The organism is Alphaproteobacteria bacterium, assembly GCA_033344895.1.
Taxonomy (GTDB): domain Bacteria; phylum Pseudomonadota; class Alphaproteobacteria; order UBA8366; family Aestuariispiraceae; genus Pacificispira.
The window spans coordinates 4091222-4104610 of record JAWPMN010000001.1 but is presented as its reverse complement, the minus strand read 5'-3'; the positions used below and the strand labels follow the sequence as shown (position 1 = coordinate 4104610).

15 protein-coding genes and 1 tRNA gene are annotated in these 13389 nt (G+C 61.5%); 11 read left to right on the top strand and 5 right to left on the bottom strand.

What is annotated here, in order from left to right:
- Positions 1–13 precede the first annotated feature (13 nt).
- From argC to R8L07_19520, 3 genes are read left to right on the top strand one after another with little or no spacing between them, the layout of a single operon-like run.
- Positions 14–982 (top strand): N-acetyl-gamma-glutamyl-phosphate reductase, encoded by a 969-nt coding sequence (argC, locus tag R8L07_19530; GenBank protein MDW3207732.1) that lies wholly within the window; start codon positions 14–16, stop codon positions 980–982.
- Positions 979–1875 carry an aspartate/glutamate racemase family protein gene (locus R8L07_19525; GenBank protein ID MDW3207731.1) on the top strand — a complete coding sequence of 299 codons (897 nt, stop codon included), beginning with the start codon at positions 979–981 and terminating at the stop codon, positions 1873–1875. Before argC ends, R8L07_19525 begins: the two co-directional genes overlap by 4 nt.
- Positions 1872–2399 carry a gamma carbonic anhydrase family protein gene (locus R8L07_19520; protein MDW3207730.1) on the top strand — a complete coding sequence of 176 codons (528 nt, stop codon included), beginning with the start codon at positions 1872–1874 and terminating at the stop codon, positions 2397–2399. Before R8L07_19525 ends, R8L07_19520 begins: the two co-directional genes overlap by 4 nt.
- Here the strand turns inward: R8L07_19520 and gcvA are convergent.
- The gene (gene gcvA, locus R8L07_19515; GenBank protein ID MDW3207729.1) at positions 2389–3297 is read right to left on the bottom strand and encodes a transcriptional regulator GcvA; all 909 of its coding nucleotides are present in this window, start codon (positions 3295–3297) and stop codon (positions 2389–2391) included. The genes R8L07_19520 and gcvA overlap by 11 nt on opposite strands.
- Before the next feature lie 133 nt (positions 3298–3430).
- Between gcvA and R8L07_19510 the strand changes: the two genes are divergently transcribed.
- Both R8L07_19510 and R8L07_19505 read left to right on the top strand, forming a co-directional pair.
- The gene (locus R8L07_19510) at positions 3431–4240 is read left to right on the top strand and encodes a CmcJ/NvfI family oxidoreductase (GenBank protein ID MDW3207728.1); all 810 of its coding nucleotides are present in this window, start codon (positions 3431–3433) and stop codon (positions 4238–4240) included.
- Positions 4241–4264: 24 nt separating this feature from the next.
- A complete protein-coding gene (locus R8L07_19505) occupies positions 4265–4636 on the top strand; it encodes a GFA family protein (GenBank protein ID MDW3207727.1) in 372 nt (123 codons plus the stop codon).
- A gap of 168 nt (positions 4637–4804) precedes the next feature.
- On the opposite strand, the gene R8L07_19500 is transcribed toward R8L07_19505, so the two are convergent.
- The 4 genes from R8L07_19500 to R8L07_19485 all read right to left on the bottom strand — a co-directional run bounded on the left by R8L07_19500 (position 4805) and on the right by R8L07_19485 (position 7283).
- Entirely contained in the window at positions 4805–5365 is a 561-nt protein-coding gene (locus R8L07_19500; GenBank protein ID MDW3207726.1) for a cold-shock protein, read from the bottom strand.
- Between the two features lie 285 nt (positions 5366–5650).
- Positions 5651–5878, bottom strand: a complete 228-nt coding sequence (locus R8L07_19495; protein ID MDW3207725.1) for a DUF1127 domain-containing protein — start codon at positions 5876–5878, stop codon at positions 5651–5653.
- Between the two features lie 295 nt (positions 5879–6173).
- Positions 6174–6389: a DUF1127 domain-containing protein gene (locus tag R8L07_19490; GenBank protein MDW3207724.1), complete on the bottom strand. Its 216-nt coding sequence runs from the start codon at positions 6387–6389 to the stop codon at positions 6174–6176.
- Positions 6390–6584: 195 nt separating this feature from the next.
- Positions 6585–7283 carry a glutathione S-transferase family protein gene (locus tag R8L07_19485; protein MDW3207723.1) on the bottom strand — a complete coding sequence of 233 codons (699 nt, stop codon included), beginning with the start codon at positions 7281–7283 and terminating at the stop codon, positions 6585–6587.
- A gap of 197 nt (positions 7284–7480) precedes the next feature.
- On the opposite strand from R8L07_19485, the gene R8L07_19480 reads away from it, so the two are divergent.
- The 6 genes from R8L07_19480 to R8L07_19455 all read left to right on the top strand — a co-directional run bounded on the left by R8L07_19480 (position 7481) and on the right by R8L07_19455 (position 13377).
- Positions 7481–7554 (top strand) — tRNA-Gln (locus R8L07_19480).
- A gap of 49 nt (positions 7555–7603) precedes the next feature.
- Positions 7604–8326 (top strand): RlmE family RNA methyltransferase, encoded by a 723-nt coding sequence (locus R8L07_19475; protein MDW3207722.1) that lies wholly within the window; start codon positions 7604–7606, stop codon positions 8324–8326.
- A 55-nt stretch (positions 8327–8381) separates the two neighbouring features.
- Positions 8382–10124: a patatin-like phospholipase family protein gene (locus tag R8L07_19470; protein MDW3207721.1), complete on the top strand. Its 1743-nt coding sequence runs from the start codon at positions 8382–8384 to the stop codon at positions 10122–10124.
- A gap of 196 nt (positions 10125–10320) precedes the next feature.
- Positions 10321–11784 (top strand): IMP dehydrogenase, encoded by a 1464-nt coding sequence (gene guaB / locus R8L07_19465; GenBank protein MDW3207720.1) that lies wholly within the window; start codon positions 10321–10323, stop codon positions 11782–11784.
- Positions 11785–11794: 10 nt separating this feature from the next.
- Positions 11795–12043, top strand: a complete 249-nt coding sequence (locus tag R8L07_19460) for a SemiSWEET transporter (protein MDW3207719.1) — start codon at positions 11795–11797, stop codon at positions 12041–12043.
- The gene (locus tag R8L07_19455; GenBank protein ID MDW3207718.1) at positions 12040–13377 is read left to right on the top strand and encodes an RsmB/NOP family class I SAM-dependent RNA methyltransferase; all 1338 of its coding nucleotides are present in this window, start codon (positions 12040–12042) and stop codon (positions 13375–13377) included. The genes R8L07_19460 and R8L07_19455 overlap by 4 nt, the downstream gene beginning before the upstream one ends.
- Positions 13378–13389 lie beyond the last annotated feature (12 nt).

The window sequence follows — 13389 nt, the reverse complement described above, 5'->3', positions numbered from 1 at the left end:
ATGGCGGCATCACATGGGCGCAACGATCTTCATCGACGGCGAAGCCGGAACGACGGGGCTGCAAATCAAGAGTCGGCTGATAGGCCGTCCGGGACTGGATTTCATTCGTCTGGACGATGCCCGCCGAAAGGATGCCGCGGCGCGTCGGGAAGCCCTGAACGATGCCGATCTCGTCATTCTCTGTCTTCCGGACGAGGCCGCGAAGGAAGCGGTTTCCCTGATCGACAACGACAAAACACGTGTGATCGACGCCTCTTCCGCGCACAGGACGGCATCGGGCTGGGTCTATGGCTTTCCGGAATACTCCGCGGACAGCCGGTCGGAAGTCGCTGCCGGCCGGTTGGTCAGCAATCCCGGCTGCTATGCCATCACCTCCGTCGCGATCCTGAATCCGCTGGTGGCGGCGGGACTCGTGCCATCCGACTGGCCGGTCACCATCAATGCCGTTTCCGGCTACAGCGGCGGCGGAAAGCAACTGATCGCCGCATTCGAGGATAGTGCGTCCGAGGCGTATACCGAAGAATCCTTCCGGGTCTATGGGCTGGGGCTCTCCCACAAACATGTGCCGGAGATCCAGAAATGGGGCCGCCTGGACAAGCGGCCGCTCTTCGTGCCCAGCGTCGGCCGATTTGCCCAGGGCATGCTGGTTCAGATCCCGCTGCAACTGTGGGCGATGCCGGGCCAACCGACCGTCGAACAGGTGCACAGGGCGTTGTCGGACCATTATGCGGGGCAGCGCTATGTCACCGTGACCGATCTGAAGGACAGTGTTGCAGCTACGAAGATCGATCCGGAGTCCCTGAACGGAACCAACGAATTGCGCCTGCATGTCTTCGCCAATGAGGCGGAGGGGCAGGCCGTCGTGGTCGGTCAGTTGGACAATCTGGGCAAGGGGGCGTCCGGTCAGGCTGTCCAAAATCTGAACATCATGCTCGGTCTGCCCGAGGACGAGGGTCTGGATCGGCCGGCCCATATCGAATGATCGGCGTTTTCGATTCCGGGCATGGCGGCCTGACCGTTCTTCGGGCACTTACCGCGACCCTGCCGGATGAACGCTTCCTGTATCTTGGCGACCATGCCTATGCGCCCTATGGCATGCGTTCGAACGAGGAAATCTATCAGCTGACCCGACGCCGGATCGCGGATCTCTTCGATCGGGGCTGCAATCTCGTGGTCCTGGCCTGCAATACGGCTTCGGCCGTGGCCCTTCGACGTCTGCAGACGGAATGGTTGCCTTCCGTCGCGCCGGAAAAGCGCATTCTGGGGGTATTCGTTCCGGTGGTGGAGGCGTTGACCGCGCAGGACTGGTATGTCCGCGGGCCGTCACCCTATGCCCCGCCGCGTGCCGCCCGAACCGTCGGCGTGTTTGCCACGCGCAGGACGGTCGAAAGCCGTTCCTTTCCGAATGAAATCAAGGCGCGGGCACCATCCATGTCCGTTATTCAACAGCCCTGTCCGCGCCTGGCGGAGGCGATAGAGGAAGGGCTGAACGAGGACGCCCTGAAACGCGGCGTTGAGCGTTATGCCGGTCAATTGCTGGCAAAGGCCGGGCGAACGCAGATTGACCTCGTGGTGCTGGGCTGCACCCATTTTCCTTTGGTCGGCGACTACTTTCGCGGCGCCTTGCCGAAGGAAATCCGGGTCATGGACCAACCCGATGTCGTTGCCCAGAGCCTGGTATCCTACCTGTCGCGTCACCCGGAGTTCAGGCGCGACCCCAGTGAAGCGCCGGGGCTGACGCTCTTGACGAGCGGCGATCCGGAGACCGTCTCCACAATTGCCGCGCGGTTCTATGGCGCGGAGGTCAGCTTCCACCATCTCAGTGGCGCCACCGCCGCCAAACCGGCAGCGGTCGGCGAAAGCGAGGTATCATGAACAGCGACATTCTGCCGTTCGACGGCACAATGCCCAAACTGCACGACAGTGTGTTCGTTGCGCCCGGCGCCAAGGTCATCGGGGATGTCGAAGTCGGTGCCGATACCGGTATCTGGTATGGCTGTGTGGTTCGTGGTGATGTGAACGAGATCCGCATCGGCGCCCGCGTCAATATACAGGACGGAACCGTGATCCATGTCGCGTCGAAGGGGCAGGGCACCTATATCGGCGACGACGTATCGATCGGGCATATGGCGCTGATCCATGCCTGTACGCTGGAAAGCGGGTCCTTCGTGGGCATGAAGGCGGTGGTCATGGATGGCGCCATCGTTGAAGGCGGGGCCATGGTCGCGGCCGGAGCCCTTGTGACCCCGGGAAAGATCGTGCGCCGGGGGGAGCTGTGGACCGGATCGCCGGCTTCCTGCAAACGGCCGCTTTCGGATCGGGAGGTCGAAATGATGACCTGGACGCGGACGCATTATGCCGATCTCGCAAAGCGTCACGCCGCCAGCCTCAAGGGTTGATGCGGCCGCCCTCGTCAAGGGCCCAGTCCCGAAAGGCTGTGACCTTGGGGATGCTTTCTGAAGCCTTCGGGTAGACGATGTAATGCGCGAATTCCGGGGCGATCTCATGTGACTCGCCGAACGGACGAACCAGCCTGCCGGATTCCAGATCGCCACCGACAAGGGTTGAGGGGGCCAATGCGACCCCCAGCCCGTCGATTGCCGCCTGAACCAGCATCGCCTCCATATTGAAGCGCATGCCGCGTACCGGATCGATATCGTCCAAATGTGCCGCCTTAAGCCAGAGCCGCCAGTTGGCGCCGGCTTCCCGCTCCATACGCCACTCCGCGTGCAGCAATGTCTGGCCGCGCAGGTCCTCGGGACGTTTCAACTGGGTCGCGAGGGCAGGACTGCAGACGGGGAACACTTTCTCTTCCAGGAAGGGAATGACCGTCAGTTCGGGATAGTTGCCGGTCCCGTATCGAATGGCGATATCGATGCCGCCGCGCGCAAAATCGGCAAAGTCGTCCGAAGCGTGAATGCGCAGGTCGATATCGGGATGGGCCTTTCGAAACCGTTCCAGGCGTGGAATCAACCATTTCTCGGCCAGGGTGGGATAAACGCTGACCGTCAGCATGCCGGCCTCTCGACTGGCGGAAAGCCGCGTGTGGACATCCCTGAATGACGAAAATCCGCTTCGTACGGCGGGCAGGATGGCCGCGGCGTCCGGGGTCAGTTCCAGGCGTCGCGTCGACCGGATGAATAGCTGAACGCCATAGTGATCTTCCAGCAATCGGATTTGCTGGCTGACGGCCGCCGGGGTCACGTTCAGTTCCTGCGCGGCACGGGAAAAGCTGAGATTCCGTGCAACGGATTCAAACATCCGGATCGCGGTGAGGGGCGGCAGTCGGTCAGCCATTCACATTCATTAGCACAACTTAAAAATAATACAACGAAACATCGTTTGTCCTTACCAGTTTCAGCGACAAGATAGGGGATGTGCTTGAGGGGGCGCAAAGGAACGTTTAACGCAAACTGAAAGAAGGTCTGCCATGACGCAATACCCCTTCACCCAAGCGGAAATGAACTTTGTCCCTGCCGGGATCCGTGTGCCTGAGGCGCGCTATCACGGGGCAAGCGGCGAGGCGAAACGCAACTACGAGGCGGAACGCCGCGAGGTTCAGGTTGCCGATGGCCGCCTGCTTCAGAACGATTATGGCCTGGACACTTCCGGATTTGAACTGGTTCGCGCCCCTACCCAACTGGGCCCGGTGGAAAACCCGGATCACCCCGATATCTCAAAGGTGTACTATCCGGAAGTCGAGGCGATTTTCCGGCGCGCGACAGGCGCCACCGAGGTCCTGATCTTCGATCATACGATCCGAATCACGGGCAGTGACACGGTCCGGCGGCCGGTCCAGAACGTTCACAACGACTACACCCATGAATCGGCGCCTGTCCGCCTGGCCCAGCTGGTCGGGGACGAGGCCGCCCGAGACTGGCTGAAAGGCCGGGTTGCCCAGGTCAACCTGTGGCGCCCGCTGCGGGGCCCGGTCCGGGCATTGCCGCTGGCACTGGTCGACGCCCGTTCGCTTGGCCCCCATGATTTGCGTGACACCGCCCTGATCTATGACGACCGGGTCGGCCACATCTACCATCTGAGCTACAATCCGGATCAGAAGTGGGTCTATTTCCCGGGGATGACGACCGATGAGGCGTTGCTGATCAAAGGCTACGACAGTGCGCGGGACGGCCGTGCCCGTTTCACGCCGCATTCGGCGTTCGAGCTTCGGGGCACACCGGCGGATGCGCCGCCGCGCCACAGTATCGAGGTCCGGGCCTTCCTGCGCTTCGGGTCCTGAATTGCCTTATCATAGGGGGAGAGAATGGCTGAATTTCTGACGGGCGGGTGTTACTGCGGCGGTGTGCGCTTTCGTCTGGAGCCGCCGTTGCGGGACGTGATCGGTTGCCATTGCAGCCAGTGCCGCAAGACATCAGGGCATTTCGTAGCCATGACGTCTGTGCCGGAGTCCCAGTTCGCGCTCGTTGCGGACGAGACGCTGACCTGGTTCAGGTCTTCTGAGACGGCTCGGCGGGGATTCTGCAACCGATGTGGCGGCAATCTGTTCTTCAAGCCGGAATCTGAGGCGCGGATATCCGTGGCCGCGGGCACGATCGACGGAAAGACAGGCGTGAAGATGACGCAGCATATTCATCTGGATGGGCAGGGCGACTACTACGACCTGCCCGGGGATTAGCGAAGACGCCTCTTGAAACGCAAGAGAGGGAGGGTGCCCGGTGGCAGCCTCCCTCTCTTCATGCACGCGATGTGCATTCAAATTCTGGTGCGGCAAAGCGCACATAACAATCCGATGCGGCTGGATAGGGCCGCGCCGATTCTCCGAAAACGGATCGATTGATCGGCCTTAAAGCGGCTCGATCTTCTCCGCCATCGGTCCCTTGTCCCCTTGGCGCGCCACGTAACGGACCCGTTGAGCGGTTTCCAACGTCTGCATTCCAGCACGTCCCAGGATCCGGGCGGAGACGAAAACGTCCTGGCCGCCGTTATCCGGGGTCACGAAACCGAAACCCTTGGCGTCGTTGAAGAACTTCACGGTGCCTTCGCCCGGCTCGCCGGGCGGGCCTGGCTGGTGGCGGGGGCCACGGTCCATACCGCCGCCGAAACCGCCCGGGCGCGGGCCCGGCCCCGGTCCACGGCTGGCCTGCGGCGCAGCCGTCGAGGCATCGACGGAATACACGGTGGAGACCATAAGGCCTTTCTGGCCCTGCGCGAGATCGCAGACCAGGGTCACACCTTCGGTAATGGATGCTGCGTCTTCCAACGGAAGAACCGACGCGTGCAGAAATGCATCGCTGTTGTCGTCATCTTCCGGAACGACGAAACCGAAGCCTTTGGTCGGGTTGAACCACTTCACTTGAACGGTCACCCGCTCCTGAACGACGGCGGGCGGTAAACGGCGATTCATGGGAAACTGGCGCTCCTTCGCTACTCCCTGGCCAGGGTACGGATGTCTTGCGTATCTTCCCCGAATCCCCAACCGTTACTATAGGGCGTGGTTTCTCCTGAAGCCTGCCCCGGTTTACCCTGATAGTCTTAAGCCATATCCGTTCGCGCGTCTACGGCATAAACGCGGGTCCAAATGCGTGTAATGCGGTGTTCCGGCCAGAAAGAACCCCGCCGCGGCCGGGCCGGGCGGGGTCGAACTTCAACTGGCGGTGTAGCCCGGTCTAAATCCGGGACCGCAATCTGCTCAGCGCAGGGACAGCGACGTGTCGATGCTGTCGCGCGTCAGGCCGATGTCAGACAGCATCTGGTCGGACAGGGCATGCAACTGTGCCGCGGTGGCACGGCGGGCGCGATAGTCCGCAACGGCCTGGGCCGCCGCTTCCAACTGGGCAATGACAGAGAATACGCCGCGCGCGATCAGGTCCTTAACCGTGATTTCGCGAGCGCCGGTGTCGAGCGTGGTAACAGCCATGGTTCGATCTCCAGAAACTAGCGGTTTCGATTTCGGGCTTTGGGCGCGGGCGTCCGGGGCACCGTTTCTGGCGCCTAAATGATCGCTTTTGCGACATGCGGCAATTGCAGAAAAAGCAGGGGGTCTCTGCGGTTTTGGCATGGCACGACCACGGCCAAAACTTTTCAATGTGCGTCATTTCGCGGCAGCTGGATACCAAAATGCAAAACCCCCACCGCGGTCACCCGGGGCGGGGGTTCTTACAGGTCCGGCCGGCCCTTGGGGGACGACCTGCCGGACGATGTACTCTCCGGGCTTACCGACCGGCGACAGCGCTCTCGATTTCGGTGCGCGTCAGGCCGATATCAGCCAGTTCCCGGTCCGTCAGCGACTGCAACTGCGAAACGGCCTTGCGACGTTCCAGATAGTTCGCGATGCGGTTCACGAAGCCGGACAGGGCGGCGGGAACGGTGAAGGACCCGACTTTCGTCGGCTGGGCGCTGCGGGCGGCGTCGAGTGTGGTTACGGCCATTTGGCTTACTCCAACTTCGAGTTATTGGATCCGGGCCGTGGTGTTGGGGGTAACAGCGCGTCCCGGCGACTGCGCTGGAAATGGATGTCGCCGGGACATTTAACAATTGCATAAAGGGCAGGGTCGCCGTGCAAAAACCGAATACCGCAGTGCAGCATAGGGCGGCCGGCGATCCCTGTAAGACTCTCCGCGGTATCAAGCTGCCGTTCGGCAGGTCTTTGCCGCGCGGGCATGCCCGTCATAGGCATCCAGCATGCGTTCGACCCAGTCGGCGACGGGGTCATCCTTTTCGAACAGGTCAACATCCGCGACACAGCGGAGCCATTGGATCACACCGAAAAGCATGTGGTCTGAATAAAGCGGGGCGTCGCCACCGGCAAAGGGCTGGTCGCCCAGCATGGCGCGCATCGGCCCCAGGGCCGTCCTGAAAGTGTCGAGCCTTTGGGCGATATCTCCGCAGACATCTTCAAGTTTCCTGCCCAGGCGGGCCTCGCGGGTGTCCCGAAAATAGGCTTGATCCTCTTCATCGAGGCAGTTCCAGACGGGCAGGACCGCGATCGGGGCGGCCGCACCATAGATTGTCGTGACGTAGCGACGGAAGAAGACGATGCCGGCCTTGCCCGCAGGACCGCCGAAAAGGCTGGGGCGATCCGGATAAGTGTCTTCGAGATAATTCGCGATGGCCCAGGAATCGTGGACCGATTTTCCGGCGTCGCGGATCACCGGCACCATTTTCTGGCCCGAGAAGGCGATTGCGTCCTTTTCGGTGAAGCGCCAGGGCACGGAAGTGAAAGGCAGTTGCTTGTGCACAAGCGCCATGCGCGTCGGCCAGACATTGGGGCTGAACCGGAGGTCCGGGTCCTTGCCGCGCAGTTCGAACAGTTCGATGGTCATGAGAAATGCTCCGGCTGTCGATTGTGGAATGGTCGTTCCAGTATAGACTGTCGCTTGGTCGTTGAAAACAGGAACCGGGCGCAAGACGACAGGGCGTCGGTTTTATGATACGATCTGCAAATCTTATCCGCCGGAGCGGTTGACCTCGTCGTCGGAAATCGTTATGTACCCGCCCGTCCGGCGCACCGGACCTCTGATGGGGAATAGGTTAACGGTAGACCCACGGACTCTGACTCCGTTAGTCCTGGTTCGAATCCAGGTTCCCCAGCCACTCGGAAACCGCGCTTCGGCGCGGTTTCTTCGTTTCGGGAGGCCGATGCATGGCCAGGAAAACTGGAAAGAAAGGCGGCGGCAGTCGCAATGTCACGGACTCCCGTGGCGCAAGGGTACGGGTGAAGACCGCACGCGGCCGAAAGCTGTCTTCCACGCTTTGGCTCGAACGTCAGCTCAACGACCCCTATGTGGCGGAAGCCCGTCGGCTCGGATATCGTGGTCGCGCGGCCTTCAAGCTGGCGGAGATCGACGACAAGCATAATCTGCTGAAACCCGGAAACCGTATCGTCGATCTGGGATGTGCGCCCGGCGGCTGGACCCAGGTGGCGCTTCAGCGCTGCGGTTCCAACGCGCGCGTCGTCGGAATCGATCTGCTGGAATGCGACCCGATACCCGGCGCGGTTCTGCTGGTCGGCGATTTCATGGATGACGATGCACCGGACCGCCTGAAGGCCGAACTCGGCGGTCAGGCGGACATTGTTCTGTCGGATATGGCGGCAAACACGACGGGCCATCCTCAGACCGACCATCTGCGCATCGTTGCCCTGGTTGAAACCGCCTATGCCTTCGCGCAGGAGGTGCTTGCCCCCGGTGGCGCATTTGTTGCCAAAGTCTTTTCTGGCGGCACCGAAGGATCGCTCCTGAACGTGCTGAAGAAGGACTTTGAGCGGGTTTTCCACATGAAGCCGCCCGCCAGCCGCAAGGAATCGCCCGAGATGTATGTCGTCGCCCTCGGCTTCCGTCGTGAGGATGACAACCAGAACGGTTAAACAAGTTCGCTTGACATGATATGATTGCCTTCTTTCGGGGGAAGGGGGCGTCAGGATGTATCTTCAAGACATGAGTCTGCCGGGCCGTCAGGAAGACGATACCGGATTTCATCTTTCTTTGGTCATGGCCGGGGCTGTTTCAGCGGGGGCCTATACCGCCGGCGTTCTGGACTTCCTGATCGAGGCACTGGACGCGATGGAGGCCGCCCGGACCGAAGGCGACCCGATGCTGCCCCAGGACCACAGAGTGACCGTTGACGCCGTGCTGGGCGCATCGGCCGGCGGCATCAGCGGCGCATTGCTGGCCTCCGTCGTTCGCGGTGAGGTGAAAGGCGTCTCCGGGCCGCGATACGATCCGGATGCCGACCATTCGGTGCTCTACCGTTCCTGGGTTGAGGAGGTCGACATCGCCGGCATGCTGGAGGATGACGACCTGTCGGAGGATAAGCCGTTGCTCTCGCTTCTGAATACGGAAGGGGCCGGCAGTATCGATGGCATCCGGGACCGTGCGGTTGATATTCCGAAGACACGATCAGCCTATCCGGCCTGGCTGCGCGATCCGGTGCCGATCTACCTGTCGACGACGAATTTGCGGGGTGTTCCCTACAATCTGTCATTTATAGGGGAGGCCGGGACCGAACATTCCGTCACCGCCCACAAGGACTATGCGCGGTTCGCCTATGGAACGTCGAACCCCGGCTGGGTCGGCCATTGTTTCGTCGATTTCGATACCGACGGTACCTCTGAGCCATTTAGAAAGCTGGCGGACGCCGCGATGGGAACCGCGGCCTTTCCCTTTGCCTTGCGTCCTCGGCGGATATCCACTGACCGTGACCTTTATAATGAAATGCATTGGCCGGTACCGCTCGACAGCCCGATTGACGGGAAATGCATGGCCTCCGCAAAAATTCCCCCCGACTTTCCCGGAGGGCGATCCGATGGTGAGTTTGCGTACTGGACGGTCGACGGCGGCACGATGAACAACGAGCCGATCGAGATCGGAAGGCGTCTCATTGCCGATGAAAGCGGACGCAACGAACGCGATCCCGTGAAATCCACCCGCAAACTGATCATGGTGGACCCGTTCCCGAATGTTCATCAGGAAGGGGAGCCGAAGGATGGTCACCCGACATTGGGATTTGTGCTCGGCGCGTTAATGTCGGCGCTGAAGCAGCAGGCACGCTTCAAGCCGGAAGATCTGGCGGTTCTGCGGAACGGAACCCCCAGTCGATATGTCATTGCCCCGGCACGGTACGAGTTGGATGGCGCAGGCAATGAGGTACCGGCCAGATATGCTGTCGCGGGGGGCGCCCTGCGCGCTTTCGGTGGGTTCCTGGATGTGTCCTTTCGGCATCACGACTACATTCTTGGCCGGATCAACGCCCAGCGTTTCCTGGCGAACTGGTTCACCGTGCCGGTCGAACACCGCTTGATTCAGGGCAGGTGGTCGCCGCAACAGATCGACCATTGGAAGATCACGCGACCGGACGGTTCGCAGGTTCTGCCGATCATTCCCTTGGTTCGAGGCATGAACCGACGGGACATGTTCGGGCTGGATCTCGGTTTGAAGCCCTTCACGCCGCCCTGGCCGTCCGGATTTGCCGAAAAGATGCCTGAGTTGCACGGTCGGATGAAAAGACGGATCGGTAAGGTCCTTTGCCGGCTGATTGACGAAAATCTGGACAATTTCCTGCACAGGGCAGCTGCGAAAGCGGCAGTCGGATTGCTGAATGGGGCCATAACCGGAAAGGCAATGGCGAAAATCGAAGCTGAATTGCAGGATGCGAACCTGCTGTAGTGCGTTTCAGGACATAAACTGCGCATTTTGCATTTTGTGATGGGGTGAAAGCGCGTTTTTAGGGTTCAGTTGCATCGTGTCTTTGTGGGAATAGGATTTTTGGGGCAAATTTTGCAATTTCGAAGCGCTTAAGGCTTGGAAGGCAGTGGATTCTGCGTATATTGCGGCACCGCAGACAAAACAGGAGTGCCGTCCGATGACTTTCGCCGAAGCCCTTACTTTCGATGACGTCCTCCTCCAGCCCGGACATTCCAACGTCCTGCCTGCGAAGACCAATACCGGAACCAGACTGACCAGCACCATCGAACTGGGCATGCCGCTGATTTCCGCGGCGATGGACACGGTGACGGAAGGGCGGCTGGCAATCGCCATGGCCCAGCAGGGCGGCATCGGCGTCGTGCACAAGAATCTGACGGTTGAAGAACAGGCCAACGAAGTGCGCATGGTGAAGCGCTTCGAAAGCGGCATGGTGGTCAACCCGATCACCGTCACCCCGGACCGCACCCTGGCCGACGCACTGCAAATCATGCGCAGAAACGGCATCAGCGGTATCCCGGTGGTCTCCAAGCGGTCCAAGAAGCTGGTCGGCATCCTGACCAACCGCGACGTCCGGTTCGCGGAAGAGATGGCGACGCCGATCAAGGAGCTGATGACCAAGCGCGGCCTGGTAACCGTGCCGGAAGGCGTTACGCGCGACGAGGCCATGCGGCTGCTGCACAAATATCGCATCGAAAAGCTTCTGGTCGTCGACGAGGAACGGCATTGCGTCGGCCTGATTACCGTCAAGGACATCGAAAAGGCCCAGAACTTCCCGAATGCATGCAAGGACGAGCACGGTCGCCTGCGTGTGGCCGCCGCGACCGGGACCGGCAAGGATGGCCTTGCCCGCGCCGAAGCGCTGCTCGACGCCGGGGTGGATGTCATCGTCGTAGACACCGCCCATGGTCATTCCCAGGGCGTGCTGGATCAGGTCGGCAACGTCAAGAAACTGTCGAATTATGCCCAGGTTATTGCGGGCAACGTCGCGACGGCCGACGGCGCCAAGGCCTTGATCGATAGCGGTGCGGATGCGGTCAAGATCGGGATCGGGCCCGGATCCATCTGCACCACACGGATTGTCGCCGGCGTCGGTGTGCCGCAGCTTACCGCGATCATGGAGGCATCCGAGGTCTGTCATGCGCGCGGAATCCCCGCGATCGCCGACGGCGGCATCAAGTTTTCCGGCGACCTTGCCAAGGCCATTGCCGCCGGGGCGGATGCCGTCATGGTCGGGTCGCTCCTCGCGGGAACCGAAGAGGCGCCGGGTGAAGTCTTTCTGTATCAGGGGCGTTCCTACAAATCCTATCGCGGCATGGGGTCGGCCGGCGCGATGTCGCGCGGTTCTGCTGACCGCTATTTCCAGGAGGAAGTGGCGGAAAGCCACAAATTCGTTCCCGAAGGCGTCGAAGGGCGCGTGCCCTACAAGGGCTCTGTTTCTGGTGTCGTCCACCAATTGGTCGGCGGTCTGCGAGCCGCAATGGGCTATACTGGAAGCGAGACGATCCGGGACCTTCAGACCCGTGCCACGTTCCGGCGCATCACGAATGCCGGCCTGCGTGAAAGCCATGTCCACGATATCACGGTGACCAAGGAATCCCCCAACTATCAGATCGATCGGTGAGGCCACGCCGATGATCGAGGCCGTCGGACTGATCGCCGGATTGTGCACGACAATCGCGTTTCTGCCGCAGGCGATAAAATGCTGGCGCAGTCGGTCGACCGGGGACATTTCGCTGACGATGTTCCTGATCTTTGCAACCGGTGTCTGTCTCTGGCTTGCATACGGTCTCGCCATCGGCGATTTGCCGCTCGTTCTGGCAAACGGGGTTACCCTGTTGCTGGTCCTTTCCATACTGTGGATGAAAGTGCGTTACGGATGACACCAGGTGCCCGAATTTCCGCCGCGATCGGCCTGTTGGAACGCCTGGACGGGGCGGACGCACCGCCAGCCGACAAGCTGCTGGCCGACTGGGCCCGCTCCAACCGCTATGCCGGCGCGAAGGACAAGTCGGCAATTGCTGGAATGGTCTACGGCACCCTGCGTCGGCGCGGTCAGATCGATTGGTGGCTGTCGCGTTGTCAGGGTGGCGACCCGACACCGCGGGCGCGATTGCTCATCTGGCTGCAGCTGGGACAGGGGCAGCAACTGACAGATATGGACGGCAGTTTTACCGGGGAGCGTTTCGATCCGTCGCCGCTAACCGGCGTCGAAAAGAGGGTCGCGGTCGAACTGGCGGCTCAGAAAGGGTTCGATCTGGGATGCCAGCCTTTGGCGGCTGCGGCGAACGTCCCGGATTTCCTGTCCGAGGAATTGGGCGCGCTGTATGGCGACGATGCCGAGGCGCAACTGGCGGCCCATGGCGATGAAGCGCCGGTCGACCTGCGGGTCAATCTGCTGAAGGGCACGCGTGAGGAGGCGGGAAGCCGGCTTGCCTCCGAGGGCATTGAAACTGTTCCGACGCCGTATTCTCCGACCGGGCTACGGCTGCGGGAACGGCGCCCGCTGACCGGTACGACGGTCTTCAAGGACGGTCTCATCGAGCCTCAGGACGAAGGCTCGCAGCTGGCGGCCCTGCTGGTCGAGGCCAAACCGGGCATGAAGGTTGTCGATTTCTGTGCCGGGGCAGGGGGCAAGACGCTGGCGCTTGGCGCTGCCATGCAGAATACCGGTCGGATCGTTGCCTGTGACGTTTCCGAGGCCCGGTTGAACCGCGCCGCGCAACGCCTGAAGCGGGCCGGCGTCTTCATGGTGGAACGTCGTGCCCTGTCGTCGGAACGGGACAAATGGGTGAAGCGTCGGGCGGCTCGTTTCGACGGCGGCTTCGATCGGGTGCTGGTCGACGCGCCCTGCAGCGGTTCCGGCACCTGGCGGCGCAATCCGGACCAGAAATGGAAACTGACCCGCGAAGGCCTGGACGAGGTCATCGCCAAGCAGGCCTCCGTTCTGGAGAGCGCGGCGCGGCTGGTCGCACCGGGCGGGCGCCTGATCTATGTGACCTGTTCCATCCTGCCCAGTGAAAACGAGGCTCAGATTGCGTCGTTCCTGGCTGCGAACCCGACCTTCTTCGAGCACCCGGTGGCGGATGTCTGGCGTGAAACGGTGCCGGGAACGTCCTATCCAGGCGATGCTGGGCGTCCCCATCTGCGGCTGACGCCGAAGGACCACAATACAGACGGCTTCTTTGTTGCGGTTCTCGGCAGGAAGCTGGGGTGAGGGGGGCTCACG